The following is a 19,213-nucleotide window of genomic DNA, read 5'->3' on the forward strand; positions in this document are numbered from 1 at the left end:
GCTCTCTGGTACACATCGGTTCATCACATGAACGAGCCGGTTCGTCATTTACATGTCTCAAGTTATTTGTGTTCATTTATATGCTTAAGTCCCTTTTAATCAGTTGTTTTAGCGTAACCCTGCTGAGAAGCCATAACGACGTCAATCCGACGGCCAACATGATCCACATCAGCGGAGAAAGCAATCCCCAAGTTTTGCTCATCTTTATGGCAGACATAAACCCGTTATTTCCGGTCAAATGAATGATGAAAACCAACAAAATGATCAAAGGGACCTGAAAAGCGCTTAGCAGCAAATATTTTTTTCCGCTATGCAGAAATTCCCCGTAAATATAGAATCCTGTAATCAGGAATCCGAATCCGGTACACGTCAGGCTAAAAGCCAGGTACTGATCCAGACGAAAACCCTGGTGATGCAATTGGGTAACATACAACGAGCCATAAAAGAAAATCCCGTTATAGATGAATGCCAGCAAGGACTGCTGCAATCTGGACCACATCACGGCTTGTGCGGAAATCGGCAGCCTGCGATAGTAGATCAGCATCTGGGTATAAGAGTCTTCCTGGATGTAGCGAAAAGATCTTCTGCTGAACAAGAAGCCTTGAAAGGGAAGCATGATCATGAAATATCCGTCAAAGACGACGCTCGGAACTTCCTGTTCCCCGACCAGCATAACCCCTCCCATACCGCCGCAGTAAATCATGAATATGGCACTCCATAACCATTGAAAGCGGTCCTTGCTTTGCTCATTCCTTGTTAACCACCACGCCTGTTTCCATGCGCCCATGCCATATCCTGCCTTTCCTCTCATGTCTGTACACATCAAGCAACCGTTGTGCTTAAGTTCGATCCACTGTGATTACTGTGTATATCAATATACACAGTATACAGACTCATCATTCGCCTCGTCAACCCCTTTTTTTCCTGAATCAGGAATTGGGGTTAGCTTTCTGATATGATAAAATCAACAACACTTCTGATTACGGAAAGGAGGATTCTACCAATGGATGGTTTATTTCAAATCATACCGGTCGTGCTCTTTATCGCCATTGTCATCGCGTTAATCGCATGGAGCTCTTCGCGCAATCAAGCCCAGAGGCGGCGCAGCGACAACGACAGCCGCAACTCGGCGTACAGCGACTCCGGTGCCGGTGCACCCTTCCTATTCGGGGACGATTCGCATCATCGCCATAGCCATCATCATGATCATGCCTCCTCCCAGGATTCAGGTCATCATTCCAGCCATGATAGCGGAAGCAGCGGCGACAGCGGCGGCGGTGATGGCGGTGGAGGCGGCGGCGATTGATGCTGGCTGGATAGTTTCTTCCCGCACCGTACCAAAAAGGGCCGTACGATCTGTGCATGCAAAGTGCACAAATCTATACGGCCCTTTTTTAAACTTCATATAAATGAAAATGCATGTTTGCTACGCTCCCAGTATCGTCTCCCACACGGGACGTGTATGCCCGCCTGGATACAACAGATATAACAGCACATACACGACGACCCCGGTCAACGCGCTGCTAAACCAGATCATGGACGTAAATCGGCCCCAGCGCCGATGGGTACTGAATTTTTTCTTGAATCCCAGCACCAAGGTTGAAATGCCGAACACCGCCGCAACGGTGGCCAGAATGATATGAAAAATCAGAAAAATCCGATAAAACACTTCCATCTCCGGATCGCCGCCCCAGGACGTATTCCCCACAAAAACGGTACGCGACATGTAAATGATAAAAAACAATACTGCGGCAACGGCACCGGCGACCATCATCGATTGGTGTGCCTCCCGCTTGCCCCGTACGATCAGCACCCAACCGATGCCGACCAGCAGGGCGCTGATGACAATCAAAGCCGTACTGATCGTGGGCAACAACAAATACATATCCATCGCAAATCCCCCTTTGCTGCAACATCACTGGCGTTATTTCGCCGCGGAATGAAACGGTTCGCCCGTACCGTCCAAAGAACGCGGGTCGTCATCATCTTCTCGCTTTTCCTTGCGATACCATTGGAAAAACACGTAACCCAGCATGGAGATGAAAATCCCTTCCTGAATAAACTTCATCAAAATGCCGCCTACCTGCTGATCCTCTTGAGCCGAGGACAAGAAATTAAAGAAACCCGGTCCGCCGAATGATCTTAGCAATGCCGACGAATCCGTGGATACGCAATATCGCATCGCCTCTGCCCATACTGAAGGATCGCTATATGTGGCATAGAGCGGTTGCGGCGCAAAAATAATAAGTCCGCAAGCAGGCGTCAACAGCACCATGTTGAGGAAGATGAAGCCCATTTTGGACAACCCTGATGCTTGCCTGCCTTCCGGCAGGGGATTAAGCAGCGTCCACCACATCAGCATGGAAGTTACAAAAAGTGCGATATAGTACAAACGATGTACCGTGAAATTCAACATGACGTAATCGTGAACAACCGGCAAATGGTACATCGAAAACAGGCCGTTGAACACAACTGCGGCCACAATGGGATGAGCCAGAAACGATAATGATTTGGCCGGCATTCGCCTTGCGATTCGCCGCCATATCCAGACCGGCAGCCCTTTCATAAGCAGTGGAGGCGCCACGAGGTAAGACAGCGCCATGCTCACCATATGAAAGCTAAACATGACATGTCCGAGCAAATTGAACGGGCCGGCTTGAGCCAGATACAGCACCGCCAATCCGACCAGAAACAGCAGTTTCTGCGTGCCCGTCGCCGGTTCGGCATCTTTGACACGCTCGCTGAAAGGACCGACGATCACAAGGTAGGCCGCCGCGACAACGAGAAACAGCGCCAACACCAACGGGTTCCAAAGATCACTGAAGCTGAAATACTGCAATCCAAGCATACGGGAATCCTCCCCGTGAACGTTAATGGTTGTTGAGTTGCTCCCCCTAGGGGGCCTCGCCCGAAAGGGGAAAAGACGGCGCTTGGCGCGCCGCCGTCATTCTTTTTACCACCAGACCCAATAGAGAGCCATGATAATACAAGTAAACGCTACGAAAAAACCAAAGGCCATGAACAGGATGGGCATTAAATGCCCTTTATCCTTCATGTGCATCCAGTATCCCAACTGAACGAACACCTGCAGGATGGCCATGACGACCAGCAGAATAATGGTAAAGGTGGCGTTAACTCCGCCTGCCTTCACGGCCGCAAAAGCAATCAGGGTCAAAATAACGGAAAATATGAATACCACGACGTGTTTTTGCGGACCTTCCATGCGGTGACGGTGCTTTGCAGGATGCTGATCCGTTTTATCCTGTGCCGACATGCGCTACCCCACCTTTCCAAGCAAATACACAACCGTAAAGATGAATACCCACACGACGTCGATAAAGTGCCAGTACATGGCCGAGACGTATACTTTGGGAGCGGTGACCACCGTTAATCCTTTTCTGAACAATTGCCCGACCAGAATGCTGATCCAGAAAATACCGAAAGCAACGTGGGCACCATGAAAGCCGACCAACGTATAAAATGCCGAACTGAACGCGCTCGTGGTCATGCCGAATTCCTTATGCTTCACGTACTCGTAGAACTCGTAGATTTCCAGTCCCAGAAATCCAAGCCCCAATACAACCGTGATGACAAGCCATAGCGCAAGTTTGTTCCGATCCCCGCGGTGCATGGCCTGGATGGCGAATACGCTGGTCAAACTGCTGACAAGCAGGATGAAGGTCGCCGCCGCCACCAGCGGCAGGTGAAACAGCTCGTTAGCCGTCGGACCGTCGTTCGTCTGGCCGCGCAGGGCCAGGAAGGTGGCAAACAACGTGCCGAACAATACCGTTTCCCCGCCGAGGAACAGCCAGAAACCGATCAGCTTGTTGCGGCCTTCCAGCGTGGCTTTCTCCGGCTCATGGGGCAGGTTTCCGTTTGCTGCCGTTTCGACATGTGCAGTTGTCATAGTGCAGCCCCCTTCCCGTCTTGGTCCTCAGGTTCGATATGCCAGCCATGGTCATCATAGAGCGAGCGCAGCAGCATCGAACCAAAGGTGATCAGAAGACCGATAATGACGACGATGTAATTGTTGAAAAGCCCGTTCATCAACGCATTGCCAAAGTCGTCCTTGCTGAACATGAAGCCCAACCCGGCGATAAAAATGCCTACGGACATGACGAACGGCAGCGGCGTCGCCGACGGCATATGAATAGGTCCTACCGGCTCCGCAGGCGTCATTTCTTTGTGGCCGGCCATCTTTTCCTTCCAAAAGGCATCGATTCCGCGCACAAGCGGAGTTTGCTTGAAATTGTATTCCGGCGGAGGCGATGGAATGGACCATTCCAGCGTTCTTCCGTCTTCCCACGGATCGGCTGGCGCATTCGCCGGTTTTCTCGTTGTGATGACGATGTTGACCAGGAACAGGATCACTCCGACGCCCATAAGGAATGCCCCGATGGAGCTGACCAGGTTCAACAGGTCGAAGTCCTGGTTCGGCAAATACGTAACGATCCTGCGCTGCATGCCCATCAATCCGAGGAAATGCTGTACGAAGAACGTGAGCTGGAAGCCGATCATAAACGTCCAGAACGTCCATTTGCCCAGCGTTTCGCTCAGGATACGCCCGAACATTTTCGGCCACCAGTAATGCAGCCCTGCAAACAGGCCCAGAACCAAGCCGCCCACGATGACGTAGTGGAAATGCGCCACGACGAAGTACGTATCATGGAACTGGAAGTCGGCCGGCGCGGAAGCCAGCATGACCCCCGTAACTCCGCCCATGACAAAGGTCGGAACGAACCCGACGGCGAACAGGTTCGCCGCAGTGAAACGAATCTGCCCCCCCCACATCGTAAACAGCCAGTTAAAGATTTTGATCCCGGTCGGCACCGCGATGAGCATCGTCGAGATTGAAAACAGCGCGTTCGCAACCGTCCCCAGCCCCGTCGTAAACATGTGATGCGCCCAGACCATGAAGCCGAGGAACGCAATGAGGATCGTTGCAAACACCATGGAGCTGTATCCGAACAACCGCTTGCGCGAAAAGGTCGGAATCACCTCGGAAATGATGCCGAATGCCGGCAAAATGAGTATGTACACTTCCGGGTGACCGAAAATCCAGAAGATATGCTGCCAGAGCACGGGGTTTCCCCCGCCCGAAACATCGAAAAAGTTGGCTCCGAGAATCCGGTCAAACGTCAACAATACGAGGCCGACCGTAATGGCCGGAAACGCGAACAGGATAATGGCCGACGTGATAAACGTCGTCCAGGCAAACATCGGCATGCGCATGTAAGACATGCCTGGCGCACGCATCGTAATGATGGTCGCGAGAAAGTTAATGCCCCCGATCAACGTACCCAAACCTGCAATTTGCAACCCGATCGTGTAAAAGTCGACCCCGTGCGTCCCGCTGTAGTCGCTGCCGGAGAGAGGCGTATAGGCCGTCCAGCCCGCATCGGGAGCTCCGCCCATGATCCAGCTCAGATTCAGCAGCAGCCCGCCGAAGAGAAACGTCCAAAAGCCAAGTGCATTGATAAACGGAAACGCGACGTCACGCGCTCCGATTTGCAGCGGAATGACTGCATTCATAATGGCAAAAATGATCGGCATGACGCCAAGAAAGATCATCGTTGTTCCATGCATCGTGATCAGTTCGTTAAACACCTGGGCCGATACGAAGTCGTTCATCGGTTTCATCAGCTGAATCCGGATCAGAATGGCTTCGATCCCCCCGATGCCAAAGAACAGCCCGCCGGCAATCAGATAAAGGATGGCGATTTTTTTGTGATCGACGGTGGTAATCCAATCCATTAAACCCGTGTAGCGCTTGACGCTATGAGCATGAGCCAAGGTTCCATACCCCCTCTTTCGTCCCCGCTATTCTATTCATAGTTCAATTTGTAGTTGGCCAAATATTCGGCAATGCCGTCGATCTCTTCGTCCGTCAATCCGAGATCCTTCGGATTCGGCATCGTATTGCCCGGCTTCACGCTTTGAGGATCATGGAGCCATTCCTTCATGTTGTCGAGCACCGGATTGCCTTCTTCCTGCCCTTCCCGTTTGTTTAGCAGAATCCCGGCCACCGATTCCTTGCCGCCGATTCCGGTGAGATTGGGAGCAACCGGCCCGCCTTGATCGCCCACCGCGTGGCAAGAGAGGCAGTTGGTTTTGAATTTCTCGGCAAGCTGCGCATCTTCGGGGAGCACGGCCGGCGCCTTCATTTCATTGACCCAACGGTCGAAGGATTCCTGGCTTACCGCCTTGACCTTAAACTCCATGAAGGCATGCGATCTGCCGCACAGCTCGGCGCATTTGCCTCGGTATACGCCTTCGTTTGGTGCGGAGAAGCTGAATCTGTTGACGGTTCCATCCGGGTTTGTGTCCATTTTGCCCGCGAGCGACGGCACCCAGAAGGAATGAAGCACGTCTGCGGTTTTTAATTCGAATGCGATTTTTTTCCCGGTCGGGATGATGAGATCCTGTGCAGTGGTGATGTCATATTGAGGGTAAGTGAATTCCCACCAGTATTGATGCGAGGTAACTTGGACTTGAATGGCATTTTTGTCTTTGGAGGCGTCCTCGCCTTGGGCAAAAATGGTTTGGACCGTGGGTACGGCCAAAATAACGACCAGAAGGAGCGGAATGGCTGTCCAAATGACCTCCAGCTTGAAATTGCCTTCTACCTGCTCGGGCACTTCTTGTTGTCCGGACCGCCTGCGGAAACGGATCAGGACGTAAGCGGCAATCGCAAACACAATGATGAGCACAACAATCATAATCGTGATGGAGAGCTTCATCAGATCGAGCTGGCTTTGCGCCACCGGACCCTGAGGTTTCATTACCGACAAGTCTTCCCGCCCGCATGCGGAGAGCAGCAAAGACAACATCGCGATTAACGGGACGATTCTCTTTGCGGCCTGCCACTGTTTCATCATTGATCCACCTCACCTTTGGCATTTTCGCAGATTATGGCGGCATCCTGACAATCTCCAGAAAACGCATCAGGCGGAAGCCACAATCCTGTCCATCTTACGGAAGAACTTGAAAAAATAACGCTTCCATGGCTCCCTCCATTTCCTCCAAAGGGTATGTCTGCGCATTATTCCAAATCATTCTATATGGACAAATCACTTATTAAATATAAGTTGAGGGTATGATTTTGTCAATCTTTGGACACATATTCACACTTTGTTCACATTTATAAAAAGTCCGCACCACCACTCGTTTTGCAAACGATTTCAGTTATAAATTATAACCTTTGACTTTGAAAGTATTTTCCATAATTCGGTGAGGCCATGCTATTTTTCTCAACTTCGATCCTGTTTCAAAAAATGTACTTTTATGCAAAAGGAATTCGCTTTCGCGGACTCCAGTTCCTTCCGCGGCCCAAAAGATTTTTTCCCGCCTCCCTGTCCGCTTCACGCCATTTGCAGCATCACCTGCAAAACAGCGTGAAGCTCCGCGACGATCAAAGGTCTGCCTCTATCCTAACTGCCACCTGTCAGCACAAGCGGTCCATCCGCCGTAATGGCCACGGTGTGTTCGTATTGAACGCCGACGCTGCCGTCGGCCGTGCGTACGGTCCAACCGTCGTCATCCCAGATCACGGCTCCCGACGAGCCTTTCGTGAAAATCGGCTCGATCGTGATGACCATGCCCTCGGTAAGCATCATTCCCGTTCTTCGTTTGCCGTAAGGAAGCACGTTCGGCGGTTCGTGTATGTACTGACCGATCCCGTGACCGATGAGCGGTTTCACGATGCCATACCGGTGCAGTCTGGCTACCCGCTCAATGGCATTCCCGATATCCCCGAGCGTTTTGCCCGGTACTGCCTGAGCAATCGCCCGATGCAGCGCCCTTTCCGTACGCTTCATCAATTTGCGCAAAACCCTTCCGGGCTCGCCTACGGCATACGTCCAGGCAGAGTCGGCCAGCCATCCGTCTTTGTTGACCACCATGTCTATGGTGATGACGTCCCCATCGGCCAGCTCTCGCTCATCCGGAAAGCCGTGACATACCACATCATTTACGGAAGCACATATCGCATACGGGTATCCTTTATATCCCTTTTGCTCCGGCGTGGCCCCCTGCTTTGCCAGAAATGCCTCGACCCGTTCGTTGATTTCAAGCGTCGTTATTCTCGAAGCCAGCCATCGTTCGATCTGCTCATGGCAGCTCCTCAGAATACGCCCTGCTTCCTGCATATAGCCGATTTCCTCTTTGGTCTTCAATATAGGGTCCACTTGCATTCATCCTTCCTGCCGATGTTGTAATTCCATATATATGCAGAAGACCTGAGGCACAGCCCCTTAAAAGCACACAGGCAAGAATCGTGAACGCTACCGCCTGGATCAGCAGCCAAAATGAATGAACAGTGAGCAACAAAAAAAACCGTCTGCCGGAGCCGAGGCCCGGTAGACGGTTCTATTCATATTCGGAACAGTATTCATGGTCGTTCGTTTCAGGATACGGAAGAATCCATTTTGACAAGCTCATGCTCGACCACAGAAGTCAGTTCTTCCTCGTATCCACCCGTAATCCGGTATTTCTTCACATACTCCTTCACGAATTTTTTGGGATCTTTAGGACGGAAAATCCGAGTCATCTCCCTCAAACTTTCTTTGACCTCATTGTGACCTTTCGTTGCCATAGTAATTCCCTCCCAAAACGTTGAAAGTGAATGCTCCGTTTAGGAACGCCGAATAAGTCTTAAATGCCATTCATGAAGTTGTGTACGCGGCTTGAACAAGCTTCTGGTCGGGAACTTTGCGTAGCAAGCACCTGACACATCAATACCCGATATGATTCGGTTCGAATCATGATCTTATTATAGCATATTCGGAAACATCTTTCGAATTGACGATTTCTCCCTAATAAATATAACGGTGTCCATGCCCAAAAAGTTTAATCCGCATTATATTTTTTTAGCGAAATTTTTGAGCTTTTTATTTGCCATTCTCTGCAAAGCATATCACCTGACTGTTCGGGGGATATTATCAAGGACATCATTTTGAGTCAAATTCCCCTTGTTCAAGGAGGTGCCCATTCATGGAACGCAAGGAAAACGATATGCTCCCTCTTTCCCATGAAGAGGTGGAAGTGGATGGCGTTTACGTTAATGAAGCCGGACGCGAGGAACATCTTCATCGCGGACAACATTTTCCCGCCGATCCCGTGCTCGGCAAGAGCGAATGGAAACTGACCGAATTTGCGTTTGACAACCATCATGAAGGCCGAACGGATGAGCGCTTGGTTCCTAAGGAAAATGATACGGACAAAATGGGTAAAATCACGCATCCACGCCGACATTTGGAGCGGGGAGATCGCTAGATTAGAAAACGGCGTGCTATCGAGACCAGCACAACAAATGCTCCACCGGCAAGTGTTGTCTTGCTGGCAACAATGAAGGGACATGCTTGCCATGAGCAAAGCAATGTCCCTTTTACCGTATTCCTTTATCCAGTCTCTCGAAGATGGCTTAACAAAATCTTTTGGGAACGCTGTTCAAGATCATGAAACTCGGCTTGAATTTTTTTTACTTGTGCTGCATCAGGCTGATATGAAGGGGCAAAACACCAATGCTTCCTCATGACTTCCAAGCGGTTTTTTGCGGAAGGATGGTTGAACACGTTATGTACTTCTTGCATTTCCTGCAACCGTTCGGCGCGCAACATTTCCTTGCGCGGAATCGTTGCGATGCGTTGTCTGAATTCTTCATACAATTCCTTGCTATACGGATACTTTGCGACTTGAAAAGCTGTGGTAAGAAAGAACTCTTCCATGGTTGCTTTCAGGAGCAGGGACTTCCATGCCTGGCTGCCCGCGATCAGTGAAGCTTCGTAATCAGCAATGTAGATGGAACGCTGCATCTCATCCCTTAAGGTCAGCATCAACAGAATTTGAAAAAGCGCCAGAAAGAAAGCAACGACCTGTCCCAGAATGACAAGCGGAAACAGAAGAATGGCCAAAATGCCGCTATCGCTCTGATCAAGTGCATCCTGCCAAGATTGCAGGAGGTTCATCGCCCGATCCACAAAGGCGTGTTTGGCTGCATTTGGATGTGCCAGCAGGCTCATTTGAAAGCTGATTATCGCTATCTTTTCTTCCGTCGTCAAGGCAGCAAGTTGCGGTATGCCGAGCACGAGAATCTTTCTTTTCCCCTTCCAGCTTAAAATATAACTGTTGTAATCCTCGGTTACCCGAATCATGTGCACAGACGGCGCGTTTAATTGTTGCCGTATTTCTTCGATCAGTTGATGAAGTTCGGGATAATCCTCTTTCGTAATAACCCTTCCTGGCAAACGCCTGCGATAAGGAAGCATTACCGCAATCCATAGCAATAAAAGGAGTATTCCCAAAAAACCGAGCCAAGTCGAATTGGTGGCAAAACAAAGAATCGCGAGGCCCAAGATGGCTAACGTCGACGTATGTACAATTAAAGCCAGCATGTACGCATATAATCGATATTTGGTCAATGGAAACTCTCGGGTTACGCTATACTTGAATTCATCGAGCAGGCGCCCTGAAAAACGTTCGTCCAATTTCCGGTTTATTGTTCGGAGCCAGCCCGTTTCCCCTTGTTCCTCCTCCTCGGCAATGTTCCAATTGCAATGTTCGCACCAGGCTTTATAGCCCTCATTGACCTCGATGTCTTGCCCGCAGTCCGGACAGACATACCATTCACTGTCATTCAAAATGCATTTCCCTCCAAGCCGCCTAATAGGCATTTATGTTGTAAACCATTGTATAAGCGACTTCAATTGATTTACAGTATCTAGGGAACTACAAACATTTTGCACATTTACGTTAACTCGTTCCAACCTTAATCTATTAGAAAAGCCCTGATTCGGATCATTCCGAACCAGAGCATTGTTTTTCGTATTATCGGTGTCATGCCGCCACTTATTTTAGATGCGCATTCTCTCGCCCTCTTTGGCAAAAACGAAGCGGAGCATCGGGCTGAACATCGGCTGCAGCACCGACATGTGCCCCTCGTCCTCGAAAACGTGGTGCCGTAGTCGCTGAATGGAGCTTCCCTCGTAAGGAACCAGCCGATCGTAAAATTGTTTCGCATTAGCCAGCAATTTGGTATCTTCTCCCCCTATGCCGATCATCAGCGAGCAGTCCAACCGGCTGTTCCGAAGCCTTGTCTCAAATTCAGGCAGCATGTCAAACAAAACGCGGTCTTTCCACCAGATCGACGGGCTGCCTGCCACGTAATTCTGGAATAAGTGATTCCGCCTCATGAGCGTATACAGCGTAAAAAAACCGCCCAGCGAATGTCCGAATAACGCTTGCTGACGCGTATCCACCGGATACCTGCCCTCGATCTGCGGCATCAATTCAAATTCGATGAAATCCAGAAACGTGTCAGCGCCTCCGTTTACCGGCCATGAAGAACCATCCGGACGCAATCCCTGCTGCCGATCCGGGACCGTCAAATCCCTGAACCTGCGTTCCGCCACGAACGGTCCGTCTTCCGGATAACCGACGGCAACGATCAGGCCGGAGGGCAGCCCTTTCGGATGGCGGGTTTGCAATCGCATCGCGTCGTTCAACGAAGCAAAGTAGGCATTGCCGTCCACCGTGTACAAAACCGGATAGCCTTCAGGTGGAGGCGGCTTGAGCGGAAGATGAACGAAAATGCGGTAGAGCATTCCATTGCGCATGGAACGAATGTCCCATGTTTCCGTGCCCGGCAAAGCAGGACTCGCCCCCGTAACGATAGCATCTCCTTTATGGGCAATGCCGCGGCTGATTTCGTTTGGCTTGATGGTAACCTGCCGACCCTTATGACCATACATCCATCCGAGCGCCTCCGGGAACTGGCGTGCCATAAAAACCAGATCATGCGTTGCATCATCCAAAATGTCCAAACGCAAACGATTTGTTTCCTGCAGCTGCCCGCTTAACCGATGATACACTTGCAGTGTGTTTGCCACCGCATTTTGCTGAATATTGCTCTTATATATGCCTTCCCGATTGCCAAGCGAAATGTACATGCGGATTTCCCGGTTTGGCAGCGAATGCTGCTCCACATACTCCAGCATACCTTCATACCACGTCGATGGCGATAACATGCCAAAGTTGCCGAAAGCATCGGGCCTCCGATATGCGGCATAGAGCGTAATCAATCCCCCGAGCGAATAACCGACCAGCCCCGTCGAGCGGGCATCTTGAACCGTGCGGAACAGGCGGTCGATCTCGGGTTTGATCACATCCGCCAGTTCATTGACGTAGTTTGCCCCCAAACCTCCAAACGGTTCTTTCCCTTCGGTCGCGGCATGCGCTGGCCAGGGAGTATATTCGTCATTGCGTGCTTCGCTATCCACGCCAACAACGATCACCTCTGCCAGCAAACCTTCACGGAACAACCTGTACATGTAGTTCAACGTGCTCATCATCAGCTTGGCCCCGTCGTGAAGGTACACAACGGGATACTGCCTTCCGGACAAGGCATACGAAGGAGGCAGAAAAACAGTGAGCTTGCGTCCCTCCACCTCCAGCTGCTGCATTTCAATCATCATTTTACCTCCGTGAACGTGACCACATCAGCCACACAAAATAAGGGACGCCGACAATGGACAGCACAACGCCGACGGGCAATTCGGACGGGGAAAACACCGTCCTGCCAACGTAGTCGCTGATCAGCACCAGCGCTGCGCCCAACAAACCGCTGATCGGAAGTGATCTGCGGTGTGCGAGTCCTGTAAGCCGCATCGCCATATGAGGGGCGATCAGCCCGACGAACCCGATGCTGCCTGCCACGGCCACGCCAGCCGTCACTACGCCCACGCTGGCAAACAGCAGCAAGTTCCGTTCCCGCTGTACGGACATTCCGAGTCCGATCAGATTGTCGTCGCCCAGCCGCAGCAGATCAAGCACCCGCGTTTTGCAGAACAGGTACGGCAGCAGCACAACCATCCAAGGCAGAATGGAGACGATGAAAATCCAGTTGGCGGAATTCAAGCTTCCCGCAAGCCACATTGCCGCCCGCTCGAAATCGTGCGGATTCATCTTCAGGGAAACGTACAGCGTCACCGCCGAAAATCCTGTCGTCACCGCGATCCCGACCAAAATGAGCTTCTGCGGCTCAAGATGTCCCTTGTTTCGCGCCAGCATGAATATCGTCAGCGCCGCAAGCACGCCACCCGCGACGCCGAATAGAGGCATGAGCATGACCGCCAACCGTCCGGTCGACGGAATCAAGTCCTGGAAGACAAACATGAACAGGATGACGAACATGCCCGCGCCCGCATGGATGCCCAGAATGCCCGGGTCTGCCAGCGGGTTGCGCGTCAGGCTCTGCACGACGGCCCCGGACATGCCCAGAGCTGCCCCAAGCAATGCGCCGAGTACGATGCGAGGCAGGCGGAACTGGAATATGACGATATCATAGTCCGACTGTCCTTGATTGCCCAATAAGGTACCTAACACGTCGCCGATGGAAAGCTTCATCTCGCCGGTCATCAGTCCGAGAAGAACCATGCCCGCAATGGCGGCCAAGGTACAACCGATCACGGCAGCATAACCGGCCGTCGTTTTCTTTGCATTTCTCACGATGCCACCTCCTTCTTCCTGCGGCGAATCAGATACAGAAAGAAAGGAACGCCAAAGATCGCCAGCACGACCCCGATCGGCATCTCAAACGGATAATTCATGAAGCGGGACAAAATGTCGCACAGTCCCAAAAACAATGCACCGAGCGCACCGGATAGAGGAATGACCCGCCGGTAGTCGTTGCCGATGATCATTCTCGCCACATGGGGAATGATCAGGCCGACAAAAGCGATTTTGCCGGCAATAGCCACCGCGATGCCGGTCAACAAAGCCACTGCCAGCATCGAAATGCCTTTGATCAGCCGCACCCGCTGCCCAAGCGCGGCCGAAACCTCTTCTCCCAGCGCGAGCACGGAGATGTATCGGGACAAAAGCAGTACGAGAATGATGCCTGCCAAGGCGTATGGCCAAACCATTTCCAGCTCTCCAAGTTCCATTTGATACAATCTGGCGTTGTACCAGAAACTGATTTTTTGCGGGATATGATAATACATGGCTAATGCATCCGATACACCGTTCAAGAACATGCCTGTAATGATCCCCAATATAGCCAGCGTGACGGGCGAGCTGCCTCGTGGAATGAGCGCAGCCATGCCAAATACAAGCGCAACTCCGAGCGCCGATCCGGCCATCGATACCAGGATCAGCCCCGAGCCGCCAACGTTTGGAACCAAAATCATGCATAGCGTAACGGCAAACACCGAACCGTCCGACACTCCGAGCAGGGATGGCGAAGCCAGGTCATTACGGGTTACTCCCTGCATGACAGCCCCCGACATGGCCAGCATCAAGCCGACCAGCAGTGCACCTGCTGCCCGCGGAATGCGTGAATGCAGAATGATCTGGTGGTCCACGTTGCCTGAATCGTAGTATATCAGCGCATTCCAAACGTCATCCGGAGCAATATCCTTGGCGCCATAAAGAACCGAACAAGTTACGATCAGCAGCGCCGCTGCCGGAGACAGAACAAGCAGGAGCGCAAGCCGCCTGTTTTTGCGGGAGCCCGAATCGTGATGTTCCATGGTTTTGGTAGTTAACATTGAATCATACCCATACCCCTGACATTATGGTTGAACTTTTTCCATGAAAGCTTTCAAGAACTGGATTTTGCTGTATGCGGTCCCCCCTTGTGCCAACGGGTCCACAATATTTACGTACACCTGCTTTTCCTTGACGGCATTGACGCTTTGGAAAATCGGATTGCTCTCGATCTCCTTAAGCGCGGCCGTATTATCCGGATTCTCGTCCTCCGAGAACTGGATGAACAGCACGTCCGGGTTGATGGCAGCGAACTGTTCCATGGACAGCAGTTCTTGTTTTTCCGCAGCCGCAACGGCATCAGGCACCGTCAGTCCAAGCTCGCCATAGAGGAGCGTGTTGAAGTACAGGTCGGGTCCATAAATATAAATGCCGCCGTCACGGATACGAACCAGCACGACCTTTTTATCCTTGAGCGTTTCGTTCACGGTCAGTTTGGCTTGTTCCAGATCGGATTTGTAGGTTTGGATCAGCTCTGCGGCCTTGTCCTGTTTGCCGCTCAACTCGCCGAGCAGCATCAAGTTCGCTTCCCAGTTGGTTGCAACGTGGGAATACGGAATGGTGGTCTGAATCTGTTTCAGCTTGTCCAATACCGCTGCCTCGAATTTGGTGCTTCCCAGAATGACCTGTGGTTTCAAGGAGAGGATTTTCTCGAAGTTCGGAGTGATTTTCTCACCGATCGACTCCGCTTGATCCGTGATGGAAGCGAACATGTCCGGGAATTTGCCTCCGGAAGTAATGGCTCCTACCGGATGGATGTCGAGAAGAATGGAATCCTCCATCGCTTCAAGCGCACCGGTAATGACATATCGGTCGATCTGGGCAGGCACCTCATAGTCCGTTCCAAGGTAATTTACCGTTCGTGTGCCGCTCTCCGCCGTCGCCGATGCGGTCTCGCCCGATGCCGCATTCTCGGTTGTTTTCGTCTGTGCGGCCTGCCCTGCCGACTGGGCCTCGCCGCTTGTATTGTTCTGTCCTCCGCAAGCTGCCAACATGCCCAGCATGATGGTGGACAGCAGAAGTATCGTTGCTTTTTTCATCTGGTTGACCCCTCCGCTAATATTGATAATCATTATCATTTATTATGAGCGGTTTGCGATGTCTTCTCCATAGACTGCAGGAGGATTCGGCATGGATTTTTTTCCGGCAGACTTCAAATGGTTAAACAAATCCAGGCGTGCCCGGTCCAAACCAATCGGAGAATACTCGCGCCACGGATTGGAGGACAGCATGAATACCCGATCCTGACGAACCACTTGCAGTGCCCGCCATTCGGGCGACCGGCTGAGTGCTTGCCACTGCTCCAGCGTTTTCGAGTCCTGCCGAATCATCAACGCCACGTAGTCCACGTCTTCTGCCTGCAGCTGCTCCCATGTGACCGGCGACCACTCGTCGCCATCTCTCGGAGTACACCGCGGGCGCCGGATTCCGAGATCGTTATACACGTAATCGAGCGTGCCCGCCGAGTCAAATCCAAGCAGTCGGCCTCGGATCATGCGCACAAATAAAATGGAGGGGGCCGCCTTTCGCCCATGAAGGCTGGATATCGCGCGACTTGTCTTTTGGCTTCGGATCTCGAACTCCCGAGTCCACTGCAATGCCTCTTTCTCCAGGCCCAAAATGGCGCCGAGCTGAATCAAACCCTGTTTCCAACTGCCCGGCCCTTCCGGAGGAAGTTTGAACACCGGAGCGATATCCCTCAATGTTTCATACTCCGTCCCGGTAACATAATCCGGACATACGATAAGCTCCGGCGCAGCCTCCGCGATCTGCTTGATGTTCGGGTGTGCTGCCGAATCGCTTGAACCATATTCCAGATGGTAGGGGATGTCGTCCCCGTATCTCTCCAAATAGTAGTTCGTCCATTTGGGATGAAGCGGGGCCAAGTAAGGCAGCTGTTCCAGCGCGAGCAATGTTCCTAATGTGGAGGCACATGCATAAGCGGCGATTTTGTGCTTGCGTTTGCCGATATAGCTTGAGGGGGAAACGCCGAATTCTTTTTTGAACAACCGGCTGAAATAAAACTCGTCCTGGTACCCCACCTCGTGGGCGACATCCTTCAGCTTTCGGCCGGGCCGAAGCATCAGACGTTTGGCTTTGGCGAGACGCAATTCCGTGATATATTCGCGAGCGCTTTTTCCATATCGTTTCTTGAATTGTTCCGCAAAGTGTTTAGGGCTTAGTCCGGCCAGCTCGGCCAATTTACCTGAGTTCAGCGGTTCTTCCGGATGCTCATCCATGTAATGTTTGACCCGTTCGACGCCGCTGGCCTGCATGGATGAACCGGAGGAGCACGCCGAAGCGGCATCGATCACCAACCCCATGACCTGAAGCTGGGCCCGCAGCTGCTGGATCGGATCTCCCGAGCGAAGCATTGCGCACACGGATCTGCAGCAATCTCCCGCCGCCCCGGGAACAGGATGCGCTGCTTCGTCAGGCAGCAGTGCGGAGATATGCTGCGAAGCCGATTCGAGCATTCCGGGCCGGCTCGTTGACGGCTGGTAGAGTTCCACTCGCAGAATGGCGACGAGCGACGGCTCGCCTTTTCCGATGAATTCAAAGGTCGTGCCCGGATAACAGGTGTAGACCGTGTCCATCTTCATCAACGTGCTGCGGTTTTTTTTCTTTAAATGGCAATGGCCTTCGAGCAGAATGATCAATGTCGTTTGGGTAGCCATCATTTGGGTCAAATGCCCGGCATGTCCAACGGTCGCCAATTCGGCATGATGCAGATAAATCGTCCTTTCCGGCGCTGGTGCAGGGTATGCCGACGATCCGGTTCGCGATAATTCCATTTCATACACTCCTGATCTATGGTTATAAACGATGATAGAAACCACAAATTTGCGGCTTAGATAGATTCGTATAGTTCTTGTTGATTGAGAATCATTATCATTATAAATGAAAATCAACGCTTTATGTACATTCCCTTGCCATTTCCAACATAAAAAAGAACAGCGCTGCAACCAAGGCTGCAACCTGTCCTTCTTCATCGTTGTTCGATTCGAACTTAACGCTGCTTAATTCCTGTTCTCGCTTTGCCATCGGCCGTTCAACATGTCCAGCAGCTCCACCATAATGCGCTGTCTGCCCAGCGGCGTCCAGCTCATCGCAAACCAGTTCGGAATCTCATATACGCGGCCGAGCCGTACAGCCTCCATGCCGGACCAGGCGGGCGTACGCATCAGATCCTGATAACGTTCGCTGCTTCCAGCCAATACATGATGCTGATGAATAAACACATGCTCCGCTTCCAGAACGGCAATCTCCTCCGGCTGCATCTCCAGCCGCCACAGCTCCTCCGATGCCGGTGCGCCGTGATTCAAGGCCAGTTCGCCATAAATCAATTCGTTCAACGGATGACCCGCCCGGCCCTGAATGCCGATCGCCCGGTGATTGACCTGCATCAGCATCAGCCGTTCGTCTCCCAACATGCCGCGCAGCTTCTGCCCGGTCGTTTCGCTCTGCACATACAGCCTTGTCAGCATCTCGGACGCTTCCCGTTCCCGATGGACAAGTTCGGCGATTTGCTCAAAGTTCCTCTTCCAATCCCACACTTCAAAGTCAAGGAATACCGGAGAAGCCGACTTTTTGAACTCGTCCCGGAACTCGGCATGATAATCGTCGGCGATGATCAGATCCGGACTGGACTGCTGCAACAGCGCAAGTTGGTCCTTCACGTGATTCGCATGCTGTTCTTCGCTCTGCCCGGGGTAACGAAACAAATCTGCAACGCATACCGGTTCGATGCCCAGTGATTTGAGGTGGTCTTCCAGGCTCAAGGAGGATGCCACCGCTACCTTCAGCATGCCTCGCTTCATGTACTGGGTGGGCGAAACGCCGACGGTTCGCTGAAACATGCGGCTAAAGTAAAACTCGCTCCGAAACCCGACTTCTGCTGCCACTTCTTTCACGCGACTGTCCTTGGCGCTAAGCAGTACTTTGGCCTCGGCCATGCGCACGTTGCTTAAATACTCGATCGGAGGCATGCCGGTTTCTCGGCGAAACAGCCGGGAAAAGGCTGCTGCCGACATGCCGCCGGCCGCCTCGGCCAGCTGTTCGATGCTGATTTTATCGGGATAGTTCCGCTTCATGTACAGGATGCTCCGCTCGATCCGTTCATCCATGGCCTTGGCCGACGGTACAGGCCCTTGTTGGGCAAGGTCATGAATCAGCTGCTCCAACAGCATCCTTCCTTGAAAGGAATGGCGGATGGATTCTTTTTTGCCCAATTGGTACAGCTGTACCATGGCCTGCAGGATGGATTGCGGCTGATGAACCGGCAGCATGCCGGGTGACAGCGCTCCTGCCAATGGCGAGGCAGTCCGTGCCTCGTAAGCTCCTTGCTTTTTCGTTAAACGGATCGGATCGAACCAAATACCGTAATACTCAAACGTGCTTGCTTGCTCTGGAATATCGACGATCATGCCCGGAACGAGCAGGTACAGCTGGAATGGCCGCACCTTTTGCAATGCTCCGTCCAGCACGATGACGCCCTCGCCTTCGATAATGAAGCATAATATGTATGCGGGAATCCTTAACTTTCCGGCCCCGCTGCGTTTAGGAAATCTGCGTTTGCGTACGGAAGACAAAAGATAGATCTGCTGGGCTTCGTTGGAAAGAGATGACATGGAACGGATGCACCCGCCTTTCGTCAGACTGCATTCTTTTC

The 19,213-nt window shown here is 52.0% G+C and carries 18 protein-coding genes; 2 read left to right on the forward strand and 16 right to left on the reverse strand.

What is annotated here, in order from left to right; genetic code table 11:
• Window positions 1–76 precede the first annotated feature (76 nt).
• Window positions 77–787: a hypothetical protein gene (locus L6H98_RS19005; protein WP_236417460.1), complete on the reverse strand. Its 711-nt coding sequence runs from the start codon at window positions 785–787 to the stop codon at window positions 77–79.
• Window positions 788–1,003: 216 nt separating this feature from the next.
• Between L6H98_RS19005 and L6H98_RS19010 the strand changes: the two genes are divergently transcribed.
• Window positions 1,004–1,306 (forward strand): hypothetical protein, encoded by a 303-nt coding sequence (locus L6H98_RS19010; RefSeq protein WP_236417462.1) that lies wholly within the window; start codon window positions 1,004–1,006, stop codon window positions 1,304–1,306.
• Window positions 1,307–1,426: 120 nt separating this feature from the next.
• On the opposite strand, the gene L6H98_RS19015 is transcribed toward L6H98_RS19010, so the two are convergent.
• The 8 genes from L6H98_RS19015 to L6H98_RS19050 all read right to left on the reverse strand — a co-directional run bounded on the left by L6H98_RS19015 (window position 1,427) and on the right by L6H98_RS19050 (window position 8,593).
• Complete coding sequence (locus L6H98_RS19015; protein ID WP_236417464.1) at window positions 1,427–1,891, reverse strand: DUF420 domain-containing protein; 465 nt, start codon at window positions 1,889–1,891, stop codon at window positions 1,427–1,429.
• A 33-nt stretch (window positions 1,892–1,924) separates the two neighbouring features.
• Window positions 1,925–2,848: a cytochrome c oxidase assembly factor CtaG gene (gene ctaG, locus L6H98_RS19020; RefSeq protein ID WP_236417466.1), complete on the reverse strand. Its 924-nt coding sequence runs from the start codon at window positions 2,846–2,848 to the stop codon at window positions 1,925–1,927.
• 105 nt (window positions 2,849–2,953) lie between these two features.
• A complete protein-coding gene (locus L6H98_RS19025) occupies window positions 2,954–3,274 on the reverse strand; it encodes a cytochrome C oxidase subunit IV family protein (protein WP_236417468.1) in 321 nt (106 codons plus the stop codon).
• A 3-nt stretch (window positions 3,275–3,277) separates the two neighbouring features.
• Window positions 3,278–3,907 carry a cytochrome (ubi)quinol oxidase subunit III gene (locus L6H98_RS19030; RefSeq protein ID WP_236417469.1) on the reverse strand — a complete coding sequence of 210 codons (630 nt, stop codon included), beginning with the start codon at window positions 3,905–3,907 and terminating at the stop codon, window positions 3,278–3,280.
• Window positions 3,904–5,793: a cytochrome c oxidase subunit I gene (gene ctaD, locus L6H98_RS19035; protein WP_236417470.1), complete on the reverse strand. Its 1,890-nt coding sequence runs from the start codon at window positions 5,791–5,793 to the stop codon at window positions 3,904–3,906. Before ctaD ends, L6H98_RS19030 begins: the two co-directional genes overlap by 4 nt.
• A gap of 32 nt (window positions 5,794–5,825) precedes the next feature.
• The gene (coxB, locus tag L6H98_RS19040; RefSeq protein ID WP_236417471.1) at window positions 5,826–6,878 is read right to left on the reverse strand and encodes a cytochrome c oxidase subunit II; all 1,053 of its coding nucleotides are present in this window, start codon (window positions 6,876–6,878) and stop codon (window positions 5,826–5,828) included.
• A gap of 552 nt (window positions 6,879–7,430) precedes the next feature.
• Complete coding sequence (gene map / locus L6H98_RS19045) at window positions 7,431–8,192, reverse strand: type I methionyl aminopeptidase (RefSeq protein WP_236417472.1); 762 nt, start codon at window positions 8,190–8,192, stop codon at window positions 7,431–7,433.
• A gap of 212 nt (window positions 8,193–8,404) precedes the next feature.
• The gene (locus tag L6H98_RS19050; RefSeq protein WP_236417473.1) at window positions 8,405–8,593 is read right to left on the reverse strand and encodes a hypothetical protein; all 189 of its coding nucleotides are present in this window, start codon (window positions 8,591–8,593) and stop codon (window positions 8,405–8,407) included.
• 398 nt (window positions 8,594–8,991) lie between these two features.
• Here L6H98_RS19050 and L6H98_RS19055 point away from each other — a divergent pair, with 398 nt between their 5' ends.
• Complete coding sequence (locus L6H98_RS19055) at window positions 8,992–9,273, forward strand: transposase (protein ID WP_236417474.1); 282 nt, start codon at window positions 8,992–8,994, stop codon at window positions 9,271–9,273.
• Window positions 9,274–9,398: 125 nt separating this feature from the next.
• Here L6H98_RS19055 and L6H98_RS19060 read toward each other — a convergent pair whose 3' ends face one another.
• From L6H98_RS19060 to L6H98_RS19090, 7 genes are all read right to left on the reverse strand, one after another.
• On the reverse strand, window positions 9,399–10,637 hold the full coding sequence (locus L6H98_RS19060; RefSeq protein ID WP_236417475.1) for a M48 family metallopeptidase: 1,239 nt from the start codon (window positions 10,635–10,637) through the stop codon (window positions 9,399–9,401).
• Between the two features lie 213 nt (window positions 10,638–10,850).
• The gene (locus tag L6H98_RS19065; RefSeq protein ID WP_236417476.1) at window positions 10,851–12,470 is read right to left on the reverse strand and encodes an alpha/beta hydrolase-fold protein; all 1,620 of its coding nucleotides are present in this window, start codon (window positions 12,468–12,470) and stop codon (window positions 10,851–10,853) included.
• Between the two features lies 1 nt (window position 12,471).
• Window positions 12,472–13,503: an iron ABC transporter permease gene (locus tag L6H98_RS19070; protein WP_236417478.1), complete on the reverse strand. Its 1,032-nt coding sequence runs from the start codon at window positions 13,501–13,503 to the stop codon at window positions 12,472–12,474.
• On the reverse strand, window positions 13,500–14,543 hold the full coding sequence (locus L6H98_RS19075) for an iron ABC transporter permease (RefSeq protein WP_236417480.1): 1,044 nt from the start codon (window positions 14,541–14,543) through the stop codon (window positions 13,500–13,502). Before L6H98_RS19075 ends, L6H98_RS19070 begins: the two co-directional genes overlap by 4 nt.
• A gap of 24 nt (window positions 14,544–14,567) precedes the next feature.
• Window positions 14,568–15,581 (reverse strand): ABC transporter substrate-binding protein, encoded by a 1,014-nt coding sequence (locus tag L6H98_RS19080; RefSeq protein ID WP_236417481.1) that lies wholly within the window; start codon window positions 15,579–15,581, stop codon window positions 14,568–14,570.
• Between the two features lie 42 nt (window positions 15,582–15,623).
• Window positions 15,624–17,336, reverse strand: coding sequence for a helix-turn-helix domain-containing protein (locus tag L6H98_RS19085; protein WP_236417482.1), 1,713 nt, complete (start codon window positions 17,334–17,336; stop codon window positions 15,624–15,626).
• Between the two features lie 225 nt (window positions 17,337–17,561).
• Window positions 17,562–19,172 (reverse strand): helix-turn-helix domain-containing protein, encoded by a 1,611-nt coding sequence (locus L6H98_RS19090; protein WP_236417483.1) that lies wholly within the window; start codon window positions 19,170–19,172, stop codon window positions 17,562–17,564.
• Between the last annotated feature and the right edge of the window lie 41 nt (window positions 19,173–19,213).

Origin of the sequence: Paenibacillus sp. JJ-223, assembly GCF_927798175.1 — a bacterium.
Lineage (GTDB): Bacteria > Bacillota > Bacilli > Paenibacillales > Paenibacillaceae > Paenibacillus > Paenibacillus hubeiensis.

What these genes read in the sequence shown, in the direction of transcription:
- L6H98_RS19005 (WP_236417460.1), bottom strand. Translation starts at nt 787, where the DNA reads ATGGGCGCATGGAAACAGGCGTGGTGGTTAACAAGGAATGAGCAAAGC.
- L6H98_RS19010 (WP_236417462.1), top strand. Translation starts at nt 1,004, where the DNA reads ATGGATGGTTTATTTCAAATCATACCGGTCGTGCTCTTTATCGCCATT.
- L6H98_RS19015 (WP_236417464.1), bottom strand. Translation starts at nt 1,891, where the DNA reads ATGGATATGTATTTGTTGTTGCCCACGATCAGTACGGCTTTGATTGTC.
- ctaG (WP_236417466.1), bottom strand. Translation starts at nt 2,848, where the DNA reads ATGCTTGGATTGCAGTATTTCAGCTTCAGTGATCTTTGGAACCCGTTG.
- L6H98_RS19025 (WP_236417468.1), bottom strand. Translation starts at nt 3,274, where the DNA reads ATGTCGGCACAGGATAAAACGGATCAGCATCCTGCAAAGCACCGTCAC.
- L6H98_RS19030 (WP_236417469.1), bottom strand. Translation starts at nt 3,907, where the DNA reads ATGACAACTGCACATGTCGAAACGGCAGCAAACGGAAACCTGCCCCAT.
- coxB (WP_236417471.1), bottom strand. Translation starts at nt 6,878, where the DNA reads ATGATGAAACAGTGGCAGGCCGCAAAGAGAATCGTCCCGTTAATCGCG.
- map (WP_236417472.1), bottom strand. Translation starts at nt 8,192, where the DNA reads ATGCAAGTGGACCCTATATTGAAGACCAAAGAGGAAATCGGCTATATG.
- L6H98_RS19050 (WP_236417473.1), bottom strand. Translation starts at nt 8,593, where the DNA reads ATGGCAACGAAAGGTCACAATGAGGTCAAAGAAAGTTTGAGGGAGATG.
- L6H98_RS19055 (WP_236417474.1), top strand. Translation starts at nt 8,992, where the DNA reads ATGGAACGCAAGGAAAACGATATGCTCCCTCTTTCCCATGAAGAGGTG.
- L6H98_RS19065 (WP_236417476.1), bottom strand. Translation starts at nt 12,470, where the DNA reads ATGATGATTGAAATGCAGCAGCTGGAGGTGGAGGGACGCAAGCTCACT.
- L6H98_RS19075 (WP_236417480.1), bottom strand. Translation starts at nt 14,543, where the DNA reads ATGTTAACTACCAAAACCATGGAACATCACGATTCGGGCTCCCGCAAA.
- L6H98_RS19080 (WP_236417481.1), bottom strand. Translation starts at nt 15,581, where the DNA reads ATGAAAAAAGCAACGATACTTCTGCTGTCCACCATCATGCTGGGCATG.
- L6H98_RS19085 (WP_236417482.1), bottom strand. Translation starts at nt 17,336, where the DNA reads ATGGAATTATCGCGAACCGGATCGTCGGCATACCCTGCACCAGCGCCG.
- L6H98_RS19090 (WP_236417483.1), bottom strand. Translation starts at nt 19,172, where the DNA reads ATGTCATCTCTTTCCAACGAAGCCCAGCAGATCTATCTTTTGTCTTCC.